This window comes from Nocardia acididurans, from assembly GCF_016741815.1.
GTDB classification, from domain to species: domain Bacteria; phylum Actinomycetota; class Actinomycetes; order Mycobacteriales; family Mycobacteriaceae; genus Nocardia; species Nocardia acididurans.
The window spans coordinates 1-17,420 of the sequence record NZ_JAERRJ010000021.1 but is presented as its reverse complement, the minus strand read 5'-3'; the positions used below and the strand labels follow the sequence as shown (position 1 = coordinate 17,420).

General features: G+C 64.2%; 18 protein-coding genes. 11 read left to right on the top strand and 7 right to left on the bottom strand.

The window, feature by feature from the left end; all coding sequences use genetic code 11:
• Positions 1-81: 81 nt before the first annotated feature.
• Positions 82-2,079, bottom strand: coding sequence for an N-6 DNA methylase (locus JK358_RS36450; protein ID WP_201957802.1), 1,998 nt, complete (start codon positions 2,077-2,079; stop codon positions 82-84).
• Between the two features lie 156 nt (positions 2,080-2,235).
• On the opposite strand from JK358_RS36450, the gene JK358_RS36445 reads away from it, so the two are divergent.
• The 3 genes from JK358_RS36445 (at position 2,236) to JK358_RS36435 (ending at position 4,946) form a co-directional block, all read left to right on the top strand.
• Positions 2,236-2,802: a hypothetical protein gene (locus JK358_RS36445; protein ID WP_201957789.1), complete on the top strand. Its 567-nt coding sequence runs from the start codon at positions 2,236-2,238 to the stop codon at positions 2,800-2,802.
• A gap of 162 nt (positions 2,803-2,964) precedes the next feature.
• The gene (locus JK358_RS36440; protein WP_201957788.1) at positions 2,965-3,609 is read left to right on the top strand and encodes a DUF4352 domain-containing protein; all 645 of its coding nucleotides are present in this window, start codon (positions 2,965-2,967) and stop codon (positions 3,607-3,609) included.
• 257 nt (positions 3,610-3,866) lie between these two features.
• Positions 3,867-4,946 carry a PDDEXK family nuclease gene (locus tag JK358_RS36435; protein WP_201957787.1) on the top strand — a complete coding sequence of 360 codons (1,080 nt, stop codon included), beginning with the start codon at positions 3,867-3,869 and terminating at the stop codon, positions 4,944-4,946.
• 3 nt (positions 4,947-4,949) lie between these two features.
• On the opposite strand, the gene JK358_RS36430 is transcribed toward JK358_RS36435, so the two are convergent.
• The 3 genes from JK358_RS36430 to JK358_RS36420 form a co-directional block, all read right to left on the bottom strand.
• Positions 4,950-6,257: a DNA cytosine methyltransferase gene (locus tag JK358_RS36430; RefSeq protein WP_201957786.1), complete on the bottom strand. Its 1,308-nt coding sequence runs from the start codon at positions 6,255-6,257 to the stop codon at positions 4,950-4,952.
• Positions 6,258-6,879: 622 nt separating this feature from the next.
• Positions 6,880-7,083, bottom strand: coding sequence for a DUF397 domain-containing protein (locus JK358_RS36425; RefSeq protein ID WP_201957785.1), 204 nt, complete (start codon positions 7,081-7,083; stop codon positions 6,880-6,882).
• Complete coding sequence (locus JK358_RS36420; RefSeq protein WP_201957784.1) at positions 7,080-7,982, bottom strand: helix-turn-helix domain-containing protein; 903 nt, start codon at positions 7,980-7,982, stop codon at positions 7,080-7,082. The genes JK358_RS36425 and JK358_RS36420 overlap by 4 nt, the downstream gene beginning before the upstream one ends.
• A 227-nt stretch (positions 7,983-8,209) precedes the next feature.
• Between JK358_RS36420 and JK358_RS36415 the strand changes: the two genes are divergently transcribed.
• The 3 genes from JK358_RS36415 (at position 8,210) to JK358_RS39710 (ending at position 9,142) form a co-directional block, all read left to right on the top strand.
• Positions 8,210-8,497 carry a hypothetical protein gene (locus JK358_RS36415; protein ID WP_201957782.1) on the top strand — a complete coding sequence of 96 codons (288 nt, stop codon included), beginning with the start codon at positions 8,210-8,212 and terminating at the stop codon, positions 8,495-8,497.
• Positions 8,494-8,721: a hypothetical protein gene (locus tag JK358_RS36410; RefSeq protein ID WP_201957780.1), complete on the top strand. Its 228-nt coding sequence runs from the start codon at positions 8,494-8,496 to the stop codon at positions 8,719-8,721. Before JK358_RS36415 ends, JK358_RS36410 begins: the two co-directional genes overlap by 4 nt.
• A 142-nt stretch (positions 8,722-8,863) precedes the next feature.
• Positions 8,864-9,142: a hypothetical protein gene (locus JK358_RS39710; protein WP_307817905.1), complete on the top strand. Its 279-nt coding sequence runs from the start codon at positions 8,864-8,866 to the stop codon at positions 9,140-9,142.
• Positions 9,143-9,195: 53 nt separating this feature from the next.
• Here JK358_RS39710 and JK358_RS36400 read toward each other — a convergent pair whose 3' ends face one another.
• Positions 9,196-10,203 (bottom strand): SEC-C domain-containing protein, encoded by a 1,008-nt coding sequence (locus tag JK358_RS36400; RefSeq protein WP_201957778.1) that lies wholly within the window; start codon positions 10,201-10,203, stop codon positions 9,196-9,198.
• Between the two features lie 151 nt (positions 10,204-10,354).
• On the opposite strand from JK358_RS36400, the gene JK358_RS36395 reads away from it, so the two are divergent.
• The 5 genes from JK358_RS36395 (at position 10,355) to JK358_RS36375 (ending at position 16,036) form a co-directional block, all read left to right on the top strand.
• Positions 10,355-11,155, top strand: a complete 801-nt coding sequence (locus JK358_RS36395; RefSeq protein WP_201957776.1) for a hypothetical protein — start codon at positions 10,355-10,357, stop codon at positions 11,153-11,155.
• Positions 11,152-12,237 carry a hypothetical protein gene (locus tag JK358_RS36390; protein ID WP_201957774.1) on the top strand — a complete coding sequence of 362 codons (1,086 nt, stop codon included), beginning with the start codon at positions 11,152-11,154 and terminating at the stop codon, positions 12,235-12,237. Before JK358_RS36395 ends, JK358_RS36390 begins: the two co-directional genes overlap by 4 nt.
• Positions 12,234-13,712, top strand: a complete 1,479-nt coding sequence (locus tag JK358_RS36385; RefSeq protein WP_201957772.1) for a hypothetical protein — start codon at positions 12,234-12,236, stop codon at positions 13,710-13,712. Before JK358_RS36390 ends, JK358_RS36385 begins: the two co-directional genes overlap by 4 nt.
• Positions 13,709-15,022 carry an AAA domain-containing protein gene (locus JK358_RS36380; RefSeq protein WP_201957770.1) on the top strand — a complete coding sequence of 438 codons (1,314 nt, stop codon included), beginning with the start codon at positions 13,709-13,711 and terminating at the stop codon, positions 15,020-15,022. The genes JK358_RS36385 and JK358_RS36380 overlap by 4 nt, the downstream gene beginning before the upstream one ends.
• Before the next feature lie 156 nt (positions 15,023-15,178).
• Positions 15,179-16,036 (top strand): DUF8757 domain-containing protein, encoded by an 858-nt coding sequence (locus JK358_RS36375; protein ID WP_504739730.1) that lies wholly within the window; start codon positions 15,179-15,181, stop codon positions 16,034-16,036.
• Between the two features lie 7 nt (positions 16,037-16,043).
• Here JK358_RS36375 and JK358_RS36370 read toward each other — a convergent pair whose 3' ends face one another.
• Both JK358_RS36370 and JK358_RS36365 read right to left on the bottom strand, forming a co-directional pair.
• On the bottom strand, positions 16,044-16,511 hold the full coding sequence (locus JK358_RS36370; RefSeq protein ID WP_307817904.1) for a DUF488 domain-containing protein: 468 nt from the start codon (positions 16,509-16,511) through the stop codon (positions 16,044-16,046).
• A complete protein-coding gene (locus tag JK358_RS36365; RefSeq protein WP_201957766.1) occupies positions 16,508-17,323 on the bottom strand; it encodes a hypothetical protein in 816 nt (271 codons plus the stop codon). The genes JK358_RS36370 and JK358_RS36365 overlap by 4 nt, the downstream gene beginning before the upstream one ends.
• Positions 17,324-17,420 lie beyond the last annotated feature (97 nt).

The following is a 17,420-nucleotide window of genomic DNA, read 5'->3' as shown; positions in this document are numbered from 1 at the left end:
TAGTCTCTGCGGTCGGCAGCAACGGTAGCAGCCCAGCGCGAAAAGGAACGGGCGAACCGCTGCGCAATACGACAGCTCTGCTCATCGACCGCTACCCTCCTCGAATTCCTCGCTCGGAGCCAATGCACCAGCGGTCAATCCGGTGGTCACCGATTCCGCCACATCCTCGGCCGCGTAGGTGGCGCGGCGTGCGGCGGTGCGCAATTGGAAGAGGAGACGGAATATCTCGCCGTAGCGTTGTTGCTCGGCCAGTGAAAGCACCGGGACGCGCAACCTGCTCGGGTCGAATCGGACCGTGGATGTTCTTGTCGCGGAAACATTTTCGGCGCCGGTGAGGAATCCGGCGAGGAACCAGGGATCGAGGCGATCCAGGTCGGCCCGCAAGGCGTGAATATGCGGCCCGATCACCGCTCCCACATCCTCCGATTCCGCGACACGCGCACTGCGCCCCCCGGTTCGATCGCTTCGCACGGCGGGAATCAGAACGTCGCCTATCCGGACCTCTTCGACTTGCGCCGGCGCGGATGTGGACATAACACCGGATGCCGGACTACCGGTCGCCACATCGGGTGCTGTGATGACTCTGCGCCGATCGCCCAGGGCCGGTTTCTCCGATGCGGGCGGCTGGCTGCGAATCCATTGCAGCTGACCGTGATTCTGTAGCTCCGCGATGGTGACGAAGCGCCACGACTGCCCTGCCGATTCCGCCCAGCCGGTCAATGCGCCCGTACCCTCGGCCAATTCCTTTGCAGCACTGGTGAGTCTGCCGATGGCGTTGTCGACCTGCGTGGAAAGCGCGCCGGAATCCAACGAGGACCGTACGTATTTGGCCGGGGTGAGATCCACTTCGTCGTCGAGCACCTCGATGAGGCGCACCGTCGCCGCTTCACCGGATTCTGCCGCGGTGTCCGGATTCTCACCGTCGAAGGCCCACCACGCACGAGTGACGGCCGCGGTCACCGCATCCCAATCGATGCGGTCCTCACCGTCGCCGCCGGGGATTCCGGTCGTGTCGACGAACAGCAGATTCTCCGGAACCGGTGCGGCGGGTTGCGGCTCCCTCAGCACCCACAGTTGCAAGCCAACGTGCCATGGTTGCGCGGCGCCGGGAGCCAACCCGATGACAGCTCGAAGTACCCCGCGCCGCACCAGATTCGCGCGAATCTTGCGGCCGGAGGGACGTGTGGCCACGGCCGGCGGCAGTAGCAGTACGGCAGTGCCACCCGGCCGCAGGTGCGCCACTGTGTGCTGCACCCAGGCGAGTTCGGATTCACCCCGTGGCGGCGGGCCGTACTTCCATCGGGTGTCCATCGCCATTTCGGCTGAGCCCCAGTCACGTTGACCGTAGGGGGGATTGCTGAGCACAGCATCGACCTGAAGCGCGGGGAAGGCGTCCGCGGTGAGACTGTCACCATCGCGCACCGCCGGCTCGGCCGCCGTTCCGGCTTCCAGCAGGAGCCGTGTGCGCTGCACCTGCAGCGGCAGTACATCCTGGCCGTACAGCTCGGTAGCTCCATGCGCGGCCGCCGCGAGCAGAAGCGAGCCGCTGCCACAGGCGGGGTCCAGCGCACTGCGCAGCTCGAGTGATCCCGGTGAGACCACCAGCGACGCCATCAGCCTCGCCAAGCGCTCGGGAGTGATGTACACACCCGTGGCCGAACTGTCCTCGAGTGCCCGATCCGCCAGCGCGTCGACAGCGATGCGCGGACCGTCGGCTGCCGTTGATCGCTCCAGCGCCCGGATCGCGGCAGCCGCGAATTCGGCCGGAGCATCGTCGGAGACCCAGCCGCCACCGGCCCACCGCAACGACTCCATGAACCGCATCACCGCACCGGGAGTGGCCTGCAGACGCACCAGCGTCCGCAGTTCATTGCTCGGCGACTCGGCCGCGTCGAACCCGTGCCCGGACAACCATTCCTGCACTTCATGCAGGTCGAAGAGCGGTCGCGCCTCATTGCTCCCATCAACGGCTTTCGGAAAGTCGGCGTGCCGTCGCCGCCAGTTGCTGACGGTGGCGCGCGTGACGCCGGCGAGCCGCGAGATCTCCGCGGCACTGACCGTAGACGCGGGTTTGGACATACCCCTCCTCTCGTGTACGTCTCCCCACCATGATCGATGGGTGAGCAAAAATCAATCTCGGAAATCCCGTTGACACCGCTTTCACAGACTCTTACGGTTTTACATCAACGGGCAGCAGCCCAGCCGAAACCGATAGCCCGAACTCAGGGGGTAGACATGACCGGGCACCGCCAGCAGCGTGGACATCGCCGCCTGCACCGCACGGGATGCACCGCGCTGCCCGCCCGCCACGGCGACGACCTGAAGAAGCGCCGCGCACCGATCCCGGTCACCCGCTGCCCCGCCGGCAAACTGCGTTACTACGTCCACACCGACGCCGAGGTCGCCTTGACCGGCATGAACCGCGGCAATTCTGCTCGCCGAGAACAGCGTTCGTATCAGTGCCCGCTCTGCGACGGCTGGCATCTGACCAGCTGGTCCCTCGCGAAGTTCGCCTCCCGGGCGACGGCCACGCAGGGGGTGACCGTCGCCCGGGGCACCCTCGCGGTCCCGGCGACCACCGTCGGCCTCCGACCCCAGCTCGACTTCGGCACGATCACCGTCGAAATGCGAGCCGTCCCCACCCCGGCAGAGGTTGCGCACCGAACCGTTCCGATCCGCCGCGCCGAACTCGCCCGTAGCCGCGCAGTGAATCCGCCTGTGCAGCAGCACATCCGGACGGGCATCCGCTCACGACTACACGCTCTGCTCGTCCGGACCATCCGGCGCCTCCGCCGAGCCTGACCCCAGCTCCCCACCCCCATACGACGGCACCTCGTGTACCGCCGCGATCCTCACTTACTGCCCGCAGTACGACCTCTGACCCAACCTGCCCCGCAGGCGGCCCGTCCCACACCGGCCGCCTACCCGGCCACGCCCAAATCCACTCACACCCAAAGGAACCCGATGACCTACCAGCCCGGCCCCCAGCAGTACCCCACCCCGCCGATCCCGCCCCAGTACCAGCCGCCCGCCCCCAAGAAGTCCAACGCCCTCAAGATCATCCTGATCGTCTTCGCCGGCATCATCATCCTCTGCGGCGGCTGCACCGCCCTGCTCAGCAAGTCCAACACCGCATCCCAGAGCAACAATTCCGAAACCTCCTCCCCCGCAGGCAATTCCCCCGACAACAACTCCCCCGCCGAACAGACGATCCCCGGCCTCAACACCCCCGTCCGCGACGGCAGGTTCGAGTTCGTAGTCACCGCAGTCCAGTCCGGTATCCCGGAAGTAGGCGACAACCCCTACCTCGCCAAGAAGGCCCAGGGCGCCTTCACCATCATCTCCCTCACAGTCACCAACACCTCCGACAAGCCCTACGGCTTCTCCCCCGGCAGCCAGGATCTCTACGACACCAAGAACCGCAAGTTCAGCAACGACGCCACCGCCGCCATGAACCTCCAGGCCGACACCAGCCTCTACGCCGACCTCAACCCCGGCAACACCATCACCGCCCAGATCGTCTACGACCTCCCCGCCGACTCCACCCCCGACTACATCAAGCTCCACGACTCCATGTTCTCCGGCGGCGTCAAGGTCTCCCTGCGCTGACATCATGGTCATCCACCGCAGGCAACGACGACGTGGTCGGCACACACCAGCTAAACAAAGGTCAGGTCATGGTCACGCTGGGGTCACCGCCCATGTCGGCGACTCCAACGCCTCCTCTGCACAAGCATAGGATCCGAGTCGAGCAACAGCACTCAACTTGAGATGTACTGCAGTGCAGTACATCTCGACTGCTCGACCTTGCCATCAGGATCAGAGAGTTCGCCGGATTTGTCGGCACATCGGGCTACTGTGTAGCCATGACATCAACCCGGGGCTTCTACAAGGCCATCAAGAGTCCGCGACCATACGATGCAGCCGAGGTCGCACGTTGGTTCCAGTCGGTCTCGATGGAGCGAGTGAACGCAATCGGTACGGCGATGGAAAAATATATTTCAATAAACCTCCCCCAATCAGTGCGGAGCAAATCAAGACTTAGCGACTATCGAACGAGCCCATATGTCCTAATGGCCACAGCTGGCGCGCTCAGGCTTGAAGATTTGCGCGAGCTATCAAAATTCCTCGTTGACATCAAGCTCTACATGGGGCTTGAAACTTCCTTCGGAAAATCAATTGAAAAAGTAGTCATGGGACAATATCCAGAAGGCTCTTGCTTGGGGAATCAATGGCAAGAACCGACCGAGAAGGTGGAGGAGTTCGCAGCCCTGGCAGGATTGTCAAACGAGGAAAAATCTGCTCGGCGAGTGGACTCAGTTTGGCGCGAGATTGACTCCAGCTGCGTAGCAGGAAACCGCCGCCATCTACTCACGATCAAGAGCGGCACGTCAACTATCAATGACACCCAAGTAGGTGGCATGTATACGGCAATTCGCGACAATCATAAGGAGTGGTTGAGAACCAGTGTTGAGCGGTTTGAAGTACACGGGATTGATGTGGTTATTGGACTAACCTACGGCACAGATAGCGCAACCAACAACAAAGAGAACCAGATACTGGCAAAGCTGATGAGCGCCGGATTCAAGGAGATGGACAGGCTTACCCATCCAGGAGTCCTCACAAATGAAGAAGGCACCGTACGAGTATATCGCGCGATTGGAATAGACTACTGGGCATATGTTGCCAATCCGGCAAATCCAGCCGAAACCGAACATGCTTTTCTTGAGGTACTGCTCGGTCTAGCCGTAGCCTTGCGCCGCGCGCATGAAAAGTCTGACATAGGAGCTGCGCTCAACGAGCGTTTGGATCTACTTAGCAGTGCGATTAGCGACCTCAAATTTCCAGAGGGCGATGATCTTCCCCGGTGGATTACCGCCGACCTGGGAATGTCGGAGCTAACATGGTTGGCGGCGGCAATCAGCGCATTCTTCGACGGACGCTAGATCCTAAAAGAGGGTACTCTGCACGCTCCGACGCCGTGCGGAGTATTCAGCAGAACCGCCTGTTCCATCCCAAACAAAAGCTTGGCCGTCCTTCCACCATTGCCGTGTTCGAACATGTGACCGCAAGTAGACTTGGCGATATGGCGGCGTATCGATCGTTGCGCCGCCATCTGGACCGTCGAATGCTTCAGAAATAACCTGACCCGCCACCTTCCCCAACCGTGCAGGGACTGCATTTCCAACCTGTTTCATTTGCTGCTGCGGAGATCCCGAAAAGGTCCAACCGACTGGAAACTCTTGAATTCTCGCACTCTCACCAACGGAGAGTACCCTGACCTCATCCGGGTGGCACATACTTGTGCTCGAATGATTTGGAAGAGTGGTGATTGTAGGGCAAGGAAGATCCCAAGAAAGTCTCCTCCACCACCCAGAACGGCCACCTTTGGCAAAATAGGCGCGGCCCATCGATTCACGGGCAACCTCATCCGGCAACATTCTCCAGTTTCCACCTGAAGGAACTTGCGCAAGATAGCCCTTCTTCCTCGGACTGAAATCCATTAGAACTGGATTGCTTTCCGAGAATCCATTCAATGCATCGAGAAGAGTGGCGAAAGGCTGACGATCGGGAGCCAGCTCAGTAGGCCCGTGAGTTGGTTCGGGAAAATCTATTATCTGCCCCCTCCGATTCCCCAGAAACAATACTCGTTCCCGCAATTGCGGCGCGCCATAATTGACAGCATTAACTTCAAATGAGTCGACTCGATATGCGCCCGAGTCTATCTTCAGCAAGTCCGCGATCCAACTCTGGATCACCGACCCTGGAAGCTCTTCTTCGGTTAGCGCTGGCCCACCTTTATCCGGACGGTCAGCAATAGGGCGATGCCTTAGAGCTGCCGACAGCAATCCGCGCACGTTCTCCATAAGAAAATACTTCGGCTTAAGGGCATCTACAAACCTCAAGAAATCCCAGAGGAGAAGGCCGCGCGGATCCTCCACAGTGCCACGTCGCCCCGCTGTGCTAAATGACTGACATGGCGGGCCGCCGACCAGCAAGTCGAGCTCACCCGGCTTCAGCCCTACGCGGTCCATGAGATCGAATGGGTCATACTGGGAGAGATCCTTATTTAGAACCTGAGTCTTTCTAGTTCCAAACAAGCCAGCGTCGCGATTTCGCTGAAGTGTCTCACAGAACTGCGGGTCAAGCTCGGCGCATGCAAGTAGATCGAAACGCCCGACCTCGTGTAGTCCTACGTCGAGCCCGCCGGCACCGGAGAACAGAGACACCATCTTCAAACGTTTGTTCGGAGGCACGCGGGCAATCATAGGGCACGTCGCCGACAGAGAGGCAGCGGCTCGCCACACGGACACCTTGGACCAGAAGATGCTGAATGTACCATTCCCTTCGGCGAGGACAGAGCACTGTCAAGCCACCGCTACCGCAGAGGGTCGACGCTGGTGCCCGCATTGGTCGACTCGCCCGAGTTGTCGACAGGGCGCACTACGATTTATAATCCCTACGGCCACCGAAGGATGCCGCACACGACGACGCTACGGTACGAGCTTCCGCTCGGAGTATGGCTGCGGAGACTGCGTCGATGAACGTGCCTGCTCTCTTGAGCACATCTCCACCACCTTCAGGTGAAGTAGACCCAGCCCTCAGTGGTGAAGCCGAACAGGGCATGTCCGCTACTAGGCGGCGAGGAAGCCGAACCTGCTCCATGTGGCCGTGTCACATCCGGCTGCGCCGCGCACGCTGGTGTGGGGAGAAACGGAACCCGCTTTGCTCGCCGTTTAACCACAGCAGGGAGGGTACTGCGCACCATACGCGCGTTCCAGAAGAGGTTCCTCGATCAGCAGGTCTGCGAATACGCGCAGACCCGGACCCTGCTGCATTCCGCACGAACGCCGACTACCTCTGGCACACCATCCGCGATCAGAACGGGTCGAATTCGCCTGACCTGACGGCGGCCACGAACGCATCCCAACCGCCGGGCTCGAAGATCAGCGCCGGGCCGGTGGGATCCTTGGAGTCACGCACACCGACCCTGCCGTCGCGCAGGTGCGCGGCCTCCACGCAGGCTTCGCCGCCTTGGCTCCGGCTGCTCTTGAACCAGCGCGCACCCAGCAGATCGCTCATGTTTCGAACTCCTTCGCGACACATCTCAAAAGATGTTTGCTATCAGCCTCATTCAACGCGAGGAGGCTGATCTTCGTATAGGCATCACGGTAGCGCGATACGTCGGTCTCGCTGTCGTAGTACAGCCGGGTGCCGTAGGACTCCACATAGATGGTGGTGGGCTCGATGGGATCGCCGGTCCCTGGGTCACGAGGGAACTCCAGGATTACGAACGGTCCGACATGACCGCCCACGGGAAACCCGACGTTGAAGGGGACTACGCGAACCGTGACGTTCAGCGGTGTGTCCGCGAGGCTACGAAGCTGCGCGGCCATGATTCTGGGTGATCCCGCTACCCGCCGCAGCGCCGCCTCATCCAGCAGTAGATCCACACGCACGGGAGCGAGCCGCCGTGTGATCGCGGTCTGCCGTTGCATCCGAATCTGCACCCGCTGCTCCAGCTCCATCACCGAATCCGAGCTGAAGAACACCCGGTCCAGCGCTCGCGCGTAGTCGGCGGTCTGAACTATTCCGGGAACCGTGTCGGGCTGGTACATCGTCACCCGCTCGGCTGCCAGTTCCAGGGACATGTACGTCTCGAAATCCGCTGGAATCAAGTCCTCGTATCGACGCCACCAGTGGGATTCGTCAACTGGTTTGCTTCGTCGGTCGGCTTGCAGGGCAAGGTCTTTCAGTTGGTCGGTCCGGCTGTCCGGCACGCCGTACAACCTGCAGAGCGCTTCGATGTCCAGCTGCCGAATGCGCGGGTTCTCCCCCTTCTCCATCCGCTGCAGCGTCCCCGCTCCACGTTCGATCATTCGAGCCGCGTCGACGATGGACAGTCCTGCGGCCTGCCGCAGCTCCCGCAGCTGGCGACCGAGCTGGCGACGGGGAATCGTCGTCGGGTTCTTGCCACTCATCGCGAATCCTCCCGAATTTGGGTGGCGCACACGCCTGATCGTGGGTGGTTGCTTCGAGAATTCTGGATTCCATGGTCCGCGTTCTGTGGACGTCGTGCAGGGAAAATGGGCCGATTTCATCGGGTGGCCCAAATTCGCTGAGCGGCTGCGCCCCTCAGCGGTCTACTGACCCCAGCGCGCGCGATCCTCACTCCCCTCCCGCACAGACCAACCACACGGAGGCTGAAATGCCTTGGGACATCTGGGCACTGCTCGCGATCATCACCCTCTGCGGACTCGTCATCGCCTGGTCCGCCTGGGGCTTCCACCACGAGGCGCACGCCACCGACTCCGACACCGTCCGCCTCACGCTCTGCGACAGCGGCCGGCTCGACCTCCCCCGTCACCACCCCACCGGCCGCCACCGCGCCCGTCGGCCGAATCCGCACGCCTACAACCGAACCCACATCACTCACCACCCGAACAGCACCCCATGCCCTCGCCTACACCGCCGAGAATCAGGAGTTCGCGCATGACCCCCGCCGAGGTGGCCATCCTCACGGCCCTCTACCCCGACCACACCCGTACCGTCGCCCAGCTCCAGCACGAGGCCGCCCTGACCAGCTGCCGCACCCGCGACGCCCTGGCCCGGCTACGGGCCCGCGGACTCGTCCTCGCCGCCCATCCGCGAAGCAGCTGGCGCATCAGCCCGCGCGGGCGCGTCGCACTCGCGACCAAAGGCAAGAGATTCGCCAACTGAGTGCGGTGGCGAGTGCTGGCCCGAGACCGCTCCTGCCAGCAGGTGCGCGAGAACGCGGGCCAGTCGTCCGCGTTGTCCAGGCTGATACGGTTCCGAACATGAGCACGGGGGAAACGATCGGGATCGGGCGGCACTATCGGTCGTGCCCGATCAGGTTCGGGAAGTCGGAACCTATGTCTATGAGCTGGCCGAGGCACTTCGTAACGCACTCGATGCGCTGGGGATTGTGATCGGGTTCCTGCTGATGCCCGGCGCGGCGGACGCATCCACCACTGCCTCGCTGCTCGCCAGTGCGCTGTCGTGGCTGGTCGGGTTGGCGGTGGTGATCCTGCTGTGGAATCGGCAGTCGGGGGCGTACTTCAAGCCTGTTGTGATGGCACCGCCGTATCCGGGGCAGTACCCCCAGCAGTTCGGGGGCTGACCTCTGCGGTAGCCGAGACCGATTGCCTACCAATCGGATTCGGTAGCGAAACACTACTGCGGTTTACCGCAGCACTTCTTGTATTTGCTTCCCGAGCCGCACCAGCACGGTTCGTTGCGCCCCGGCGGCCAGGTGATGGCGGCACCGGTGCGGAGCAGTTCAGCGGCGTAGGTGGCGCGAGTGTGGGAGTCGGCCGGATCGGCATGGTGGGCGGCGGCGTACTCGACGAGCCCGGATACGGAGGCGGACGCGATCTTTGCGGGCGTACCCGTGGCGGCATGGATGCGGAGGGCGTCGGCGACATCGGCGCGGTGCTGGTCATGGTTGGGCCAGCGCTCGCGCAACGTGGGCCAGTGGGTCAGAGCGAGGTCGAATTCGGTTGGCGGGAAATAGAATATGGAGAGCTGAGGTGGAGTCGGATCGCCCGACACTGTTCGTTGCGACTCCTGGGCGGCGCTCGCCGCCCAGCTGTCGTCGATATCCTCCGGCAGTCCCGATATGCGGCGCACCCGGGCTCGGCCGTGCGCTAGACGGTATTCGTCCGGCGCCGAACGGATTTCGCCGGAGGCCAGGCGCAGGCGTGCCAGGCCGGCGTCGAACCATTGCAGCGCCCGGTCCAGTTCGCCGCGCTCCTCGTACTGTTCGCCGACCACCTCGTAGACCGCGGGATCTGCTGAGCCCTCGGCGAATACGGTGTTCAGGAGTTGGTCGCCCTCTTCTTCCGCACCGAACTCGATCAGAAAGGTCGCGTACCACACACGAGCGTCGCCGGTCACCGGTCCGCCGTCCGCGATGGAGGCGCGGTACAGGCGTCGCGCCCGGTCCGGGTCGCCCGCCATTGCCCAGTGGGCGGCTGCCTCGTTGAGGAGCTGTGCTCGCTCCTGTGGATTCGCCTCGGCGTCCCGCTCGTACTCCAGTGCCAACTCTCGCGGTGACGGCGTATCCGCCAGTAGGTCGGCGAGCTCGGCGCGCAGGCTCGACTGTTCGGCCAGGAGTTCGGCATGGACTCGTTGCAGACGTTCGTACTCCCGTCGCGACGGGTCGGGAATGTCTTTGGCCATGGTTGTTCTCCGACTCGTCGAAACTGCAACACGGGCACCGGCATGGTAGTACCGCGGCGAAAGTCGACTGGAACAGGACTTCGAGCTAGGAATACTGGAAAACCATGGGCAACACTGGCATAAGCTGGGTTGCCGGACTAACGTGTGCGCCGTGAGTGATTCGGCGGATGCGCTGGAGGAGCGGATTTCCGCGTTGCGCGGTGCGGTGCGACGCGCCGTCTCGGGTGGGGATCGCGCTGCGGCGCGGCAGCTGCGAGTGCAATTGCGGCAGGCGGAAAAAGATTGGGAGGCGGCGGTTCTCGGCGGCGGGGGTGACACCGGGGAGAACGAGGGGGCGACGCCCGCAGTTCCGGTTCGTGAGCATGTGCATCGGGCATTGACGCTGCTGTCCGTCCCGGCTGCGCCGCGACTGATTCTGAGTGTGCACGAAGGGTTCTTTTCGGGGGAACTGGTGGCTGCGCGGCTGACCAGTTTGCGGCGGGATGAGGAGCGGTCGTTCAAGGGCGCGCCGTTCGCTCGGCCGTATTACGTGTGCTCGGCGCTGACCGTGGATCTGCTCGCGCCGGCTCGGGGGTTGATGGCCTTGAGTACGTGGCCGATGGAGCGCCGGATCGTGGGGCCGCTCAGTGCCCGGGTTGATCTGTTAACGGGGGTTATCCGGTTGGCGGAACATATTTCGGTGGTCGGGAAGGTCGGGCCGTCGGGCCATCGGGTGCTGCGGCAGCTTTCTTCCACCATTCCAGGAGTTCGGAGCAGCGGACTCGAGGTTGATACCGATGCTGTGATCGAGGCGGCGCGGAATGAGCTTTCGGTGCATCGCGACGCGGATGTCGGACAGCGGTGGGAAGCTGCACAGCGAGCGGTGGCGCAGCTGACGGATCCGGCGGCGCAATTGTTCGGCACACGGTTCGGGATGACTCAGCGACAGAGGGCAGGAGGCTCCGCGGGATGAACGATCTGTCGGCTCGGCTGGAGGAATTGCGTGGTGGCGCACCGGCTTGTCGGCACAACGCGCGGACCATCGCGGCGTTGACCAGTAATCCGGGGTGTTCGCGGCGGGCGGTGCTGGATGCGGCCGCGGTCGACAAGGCGGCTGTGGCGCAGGGGCTGGGGTTTCCGGCGCAGTTCGGTCAGTCGCAGTTCGCCATTACTCGAGGGAATGCGTTCGAGGCGATGGTGAAGGCCAACGGGTGTGCGGAATTGGTGGCGCTGCTGCGGGACAGGCTGGGGCTGACCATTCCGGAGGTCGCGTATGACGATTTGAACTCGGTGGGTGAGAACACCGGGAACAACGTGCGGTATCAGCGGACTCGGCAGTTGGTTGGGCGGGCGTTGAAGACCGGTGAGGGCACGATGTTCGATCATCCGATGCTGCGGCTGGAGATCGCCGGGGCGCCCGCGTTCTTGGAGCCCGATCTGGTAGCGGTGCAGATCGAGGGGCAGTTCCATATCGTCGAGATCAAAGCGTTCTCGGTGATCGACGGGCAGGCCGATCCAGCGCAGGTCGCGGCGGCGGCGCGGCAGTCGGCGGTGTATGTGCGGGCGCTGCGGGATATGGTCGAAGAGCTGGGTGGGACGCCGGATCGGGTGTCGCACAATGTGATTCTGGTGTGCACCAAGGACTTCACCAACCGGCCCACCGCCGAGATGGTGGACGTACGCAAGCAGCTGGCGGTGATCACACGGCAGCTGTCGCGGTTGACCTCGATCAAGGACCTTATCGAGATCATGCCCGCTGGAATGACTTTCGCGCTCGGCGAAGATCTCGGGAAGGCCGTCGAGGCGGTGCCGGGGCGGTATGCGCCCGAATGCATGCAGAGTTGCGAGCTGGCGTTCTTCTGCCGCAACGAATCCCGGGCCTGCGGGTCGGTGGACATGCTGGGGCGGGGCGTATGTGACGACCTCGGCGGGATCGACAGCATCGGGATGGTGCTCGCGCTCGCAGACGGGTCGATGCCGGCGGGGCCGGAACACGCTGATATCGCGCGGGTGCTGCGGTTCGCGCATCAGCTGCGGCAGGAGGTCGCCGGGTGAGTGTGCTGACCGCACTGGCGCGGTTGGAGGCCACACGGGCGGGGCGGGCGCAGCGGATTGCCGATGTGCGGCACTGCCATTCGGTGGAACGGCCGATGGTGATGATTCCGCTGCGGATGGCCGGGGAGACGGCCGCGCCGCTGGCTGTGATGCTGGGATTCTCGGAGTTCGAGCCGCAGCTGCTGTTCGTACCGCAGCCTCGCGACCGGGTGCTGCAGTTGCGGTTCGCGGCGGAGCTGGCCGAGGTTGTGCTGCCGTATCTTTCGTCGTTCACCGCGGAGACCGAGGAGATCGCCGGCAAGGACGGGGAGAGTTACCAGCGGTGCTTGGACGCGCCTCAGTTCTGGGTGCCCAATCCGGGCGGGATCGCGCTGCTGCAGAAGCTGGGCCGCCGACTACGGTTTCTGAAGCCGGACGGGCCCAATCCACTGCCGGAGAGCGTGCCGCTGCTCGGGCGGTGGTTGACGTACTTCGGGGATCGGGCCGAACATCCGGGCTCCGCAATGCTTCTGGCGATGACGACCGTGCTGTCGGGGCATTGGGCCTCCGGGCAGTCGTCGCTGGAGGACGGGAATCTGGCGGCGCTGCTCGGGTGGATCGATCCGCCGGAAGGACTCACGGGGCAGCAGGCGGCTGCCGTGGCCGAGGATCCGCTGCGGTCGCCGCCGGCGGGGCCCGCCACCGACCCGGGATACGACAATGAGGAACTCGCGCCGTTGATTTCGGCGTTCAACGATGCTGTCGACGAGAAGGCGATCGATACCGCGCTCGAACGACTCGAACAGTCGGTGCGCAGCCAGTTGGAGCCGACCTGGCGGCTCATGTGGCGGGGGCTCGGATTGTTGAACGCGCTGCCCGAAGGAGCGAGTGTCGCCAAACGCTGGGACCGGGATCGCGGCAGTTTCTCGCGGTTCATGGACAGCATCGAGGAGGGCGTGCCGCAGGCTCGCCGCGATCACGCGGTCAGTGCCGTGCGGCGGTTGCTCGATCGCGAGCAGGCGCTCGACGCGCTCGAAGCCCAACGGGCGTATGACGATCCGCGGGTGATGGCGGAACGGCGGCTGACCGGGGAGGCGTTTCGCGGGGTCGTCGTACAGAGTGACCCGACTCGGCTCGACACCAGCGGCAAGCGGCCTACGCTGCGGCCGCGCATCGTGGTCGAGACCAGCGATCCGTTCAATGCCGAACCCGGAAGCAAGCTGTGCCGCGTCGAACGGCCCAACCAGAAGGGCACGGTGGTGTCCATCGAGGACGGGACCATCGTGCTCGAGCTATCCGGTGGGATGGGGCGCAAACTCGTCCCGGAGGAGGGGTCCGTTCCGGAGGCAGGTGTGCAGGTCTGCTTCGCCGGATTCGGTGACGACTATCAGGCGCCGCCCAAACTGCCTGCGCGAGAAGAGACTCCGTGGACCCACGGCGGACCCCCGCCGGAATGGACGCCGGAAACCGACGAGGTACGGGAGGAATGGTCGTGAACACCGCCGATCAGGTTGTCAACAATGTTCTCGCCGACCTCGACCGGAACAGCGACCGCGCTGTCGTCGTCGACTCCCCGCCCGGGGCAGGGAAATCCACGCTCGTGGTGCGCGCCGCCCGGCACCTCACCCGCGACGGCGATCAGCGGATCATCGTGGCACAGACCAACGAACAGGTCGACGACCTCATCGACCGGCTCGCCGGCGAAGACCCCGAGTTGCTGATCGGCCGGGTGTCCGCCGGGAGCTACGACCCCAGCGAGCGCATCCTCGCGCACGCGAACGTCAAGATCGCCAAGTCCCCCACCGATCTCGCCGACCGGGCCATCCTCATCGGCACCGCCGCCAAATGGGCGACCGTGCAGGAAGGCAACTGGTCCTGGGCCATCGTCGACGAGGCGTATCAGATGCGCTCGGACATGCTGCTGCGCATCTCCAGCCGCTTCGACCGGGCGCTGTTCGTGGGCGACCCCGGACAACTCGACCCCTTCGCGACGGTCGACACCGCGCGCTGGGCCGGGCTGTCCTGGGATCCGACCATGAGCGCCGTCAGCGTGCTGCTCGCCCACAACAGCGATATCCCCATCCATCGACTACCGGTCTCCTGGCGACTGCCCGCCTCCGCGGCCTCCGTCGTCTCCGATGCCTTCTACCCCTTCACCGGTTTCCGCGCCGGGACCGAACCCGCCCAGCGCAGACTGGAATTCGCCACCACCGGCGGCTGGGGCGGGCCCCTGGACAGCGCGCTGGACGAGGCCGCCCTCACCGGCTGGGCCTGGTACGAACTGCCCGCCCGCCACACCATCCGCACAGACAGTGAGGCGGTGGCGGCCATCGCGGCCCTGACCGTACGGCTGCTGGAACGTGGCGCGACAGCCCACTCCGAGCGCGGCACCAACCCGGTGACCGCCGAGCGCATCGCCGTGGGCGTCGCCCACCGCGACCAAGCGGCCGCCATCCGCGCGGCCCTCCAAGGCACCCCGGCGGCCACGGTCACGGTGGACACCGCCAACCGCCTCCAGGGCCGCGAATATGACGTAACCGTTGTGCTGCACCCTCTTTCGGGCCGCCGCGACGCCACCGCATTCCACTTGGAAACAGGCCGGCTATGCGTGCTGACCTCCCGCCACCGGCACGCCTGCATAGTCGTCGGCCGGGCCGGAATCCCCGAACTCCTCGACGCCCACCCCTCCACGGAACCGGTTCACCTCGGTGTTCCGGTCAAATTCCCGGACGGCTGGGAGGCCAACCAATCCGTTCTGGCGCACCTCGCCGAGCATCGGATAGCCGCAGCCAGTCATCGGAATTGACCGATCCCGTTGCCGCACAGCGAAGTCCACGGCTAACCCGGCGCATGACCGACAGGTAGTGCCAACTTTGCTGTGCCGCAGCAGCTTTCACAGTCGGCTCGAAATCTCCGGCGTAACGTAGAAACCCTCCCAGCCACACGTGGTCGGCGGTAGGACATGGCGCAGGAGACGAGATCGCCGGAGCGGCAACGCGCTCGCGTACTGATCACGGTCAAGACGTACCCGAACCCTTCCGAATCGCATGGCGAAATCGTGTGTGTCGCCGGGGTACGACTCGACAGCGAACCCAAATCATGGATTCGGCTCTACCCCATGCGGTTCCGGACCATCGATGCCGATCTTCGCTTCAGGAAGTACGACATCATCGAGATCGAGATTCGTAAGCGCGACGGCCGCGACCTCAGGATCGAGTCCTATCAGCCCGACCAGCACACACTGCGGGTCGTCGACCACGTGAACTCGGATGGAAGGCAGTGGAGCCGACGTCGCGCATTGATCGGATCGCTCATGGGCGCGACCAGCACCTGTGAGCTGATACGCGCGAATCCGCCTGGGCAGATGGGGTTTCCGGCCCCCTCCCTGGGCATGATCAAACCACGCGTCGACGCGGTCCAGATCGACCCCGGGCCTGCGTGGACGCCGAACCAGAGATCCAAGGCCATGGCGGCGAGTGCGCCGCCGCTGTTCGGCGTCGAGATACCGATGCTCGAGCCGATGCCATTCCGGCTCACCTATCGGTATCGCTGCGCCGACACCACCTGCCGCGGGCATGTACAGCAATGCCTGGACTGGGAGCTCGGCGCGGCAGGCCGTCAGCTGTTGAAGCAGTACGAGCCTGCCGAGGCCGAAACACGATTACGCGAATCCTGGGAGCGGATGATGACCGACCCCAGGCTCGACCTGCACTTCTTCGTGGGAAATCAAGCACTGCGCCGGCGCTCGTTCGAAGTGCTCGGAACCTGGTATCCACGTTCGCCGTCCGAGACCACGACCGACCAGCTGCCCCTGTTCTGAGCTGAAATCACAGGTGGCTGACGGTGATTCGCCGATCATGCACGCGGACCGCATCCGCGACCATCTCACGATGACAGGTGGAGTGGTCGCGCTCGAAGCACAGCAGGGCTACCGTGCCCTGCTCGGCCAACTCGCGCAGACGATGGAGCGCTTCCCCGGCAGCGTCGCTATTCAGCACCTCGGCGAAACGGGCTCTTCCGGCACGGGCGCAATCGCGGAACAGCGCACGGTTGTCGCGGGGATTGCCCAATTCCTTCAGATGCTCGTAGCGCACGCCGGCTTCCTCGAGCGCCAGCGAGAGCTTCGTCTTCGACATACCTGGTTTGCGAGAGATCGGGGTCAACCTGACATCCACCACGGTCGCGACCTTCTCCCGTAGCAGCATCTCGATGAGCTCCTCGGCGCGGCGTCCTTCGTAACCGACGCTGACCAGGCGATTCATCACATCGGGAGATACGTGCTCGGCTGGGGTCACAGGCCTATCCTTCCACGGACGTGACGGCGGGCATTCGGTATCCGATGGGGTGCTGTGCATCCGGCTCGAGTGGGGAGGAGAGGCAGGGTGGTGAGGCGGGCGGCCAGAAGACGGGCCATTGCTCGGTAGTGGGCATCGTTCGCGTCGGCGAGGGCCGGGGCGGGGGCCTGGACTTGGTGGTCGCAGGCGGCTCGCATGGAGAGGGCGAATTCGAGTTGTTCGCGGAAGGTTTGGGCGGGCAGGGGTTTGGCTACCATCGCGGGGGTGCAGGCGCGGAGCTCGTCCAGGAGGACGCCTACTCGGTCGGTGTCGGCGAGGCTGATGTCGAGGGCTTTGCCGGTGTTGAGGTGGTCTATCTGGGTGACGATGACGTGGGAGCGGGCGGCTCGGTGGAAGGCCGCGATCAGGAAGGCTATGTCGTGGTCGGGTTCGCTGATGTGGGTGCAGCCCGAGACGGTGATGGGGGCGGACAGTTCGGTCAGCCAGTCGGAGATGGGGGCGCCGGCGGCGAGGAGGCGGTCGGCCGCGGATGCGGCGGCCATGGAGACTTCGCCGGTTGTCAGGGTGGAGAGGGCTCGCAGGATTGCCAGGGCCTTCGCCGAGGCGGTGGAGGCGATACCGGGAATGACGATGCCGAGGACGTTCTGGTCGAAATCGGAGGGGGTCCGGCTTTCGAGGGCTGTGCCGAGGGACTCCAGGAGGAAGGTGGCGAGGAGTTCGGCGTCGAGCGGGTCGGCAGTCGGCTCGAAACCTGCGACGGCGGAGGCGAACTTGCGGCGCAGTCGGGCGAGATCCGAATGGTGCGTGTTCATGGCGGTGAGCTTGTCAGGCTTGGTTCAGCTCGAATAGGGAAAGCTCGTTCTCGCGCACGACACGCCGTATCGCCGTTTGCGGATGTAATTAGGTTTG

Excerpts from the sequence above, each read along its gene's own strand:
- JK358_RS36435 (WP_201957787.1), top strand. The coding sequence starts at position 3,867 with ATGACATCAACCCGGGGCTTCTACAAGGCCATCAAGAGTCCGCGACCA.
- JK358_RS36400 (WP_201957778.1), bottom strand. The coding sequence starts at position 10,203 with ATGGCCAAAGACATTCCCGACCCGTCGCGACGGGAGTACGAACGTCTG.
- JK358_RS36375 (WP_504739730.1), top strand. The coding sequence starts at position 15,179 with ATGGCGCAGGAGACGAGATCGCCGGAGCGGCAACGCGCTCGCGTACTG.
- JK358_RS36415 (WP_201957782.1), top strand. The coding sequence starts at position 8,210 with ATGCCTTGGGACATCTGGGCACTGCTCGCGATCATCACCCTCTGCGGA.
- JK358_RS36365 (WP_201957766.1), bottom strand. The coding sequence starts at position 17,323 with ATGAACACGCACCATTCGGATCTCGCCCGACTGCGCCGCAAGTTCGCC.
- JK358_RS36420 (WP_201957784.1), bottom strand. The coding sequence starts at position 7,982 with ATGAGTGGCAAGAACCCGACGACGATTCCCCGTCGCCAGCTCGGTCGC.
- JK358_RS36440 (WP_201957788.1), top strand. The coding sequence starts at position 2,965 with ATGACCTACCAGCCCGGCCCCCAGCAGTACCCCACCCCGCCGATCCCG.
- JK358_RS36445 (WP_201957789.1), top strand. The coding sequence starts at position 2,236 with ATGACCGGGCACCGCCAGCAGCGTGGACATCGCCGCCTGCACCGCACG.
- JK358_RS36410 (WP_201957780.1), top strand. The coding sequence starts at position 8,494 with ATGACCCCCGCCGAGGTGGCCATCCTCACGGCCCTCTACCCCGACCAC.
- JK358_RS36390 (WP_201957774.1), top strand. The coding sequence starts at position 11,152 with ATGAACGATCTGTCGGCTCGGCTGGAGGAATTGCGTGGTGGCGCACCG.
- JK358_RS36450 (WP_201957802.1), bottom strand. The coding sequence starts at position 2,079 with ATGTCCAAACCCGCGTCTACGGTCAGTGCCGCGGAGATCTCGCGGCTC.
- JK358_RS36425 (WP_201957785.1), bottom strand. The coding sequence starts at position 7,083 with ATGAGCGATCTGCTGGGTGCGCGCTGGTTCAAGAGCAGCCGGAGCCAA.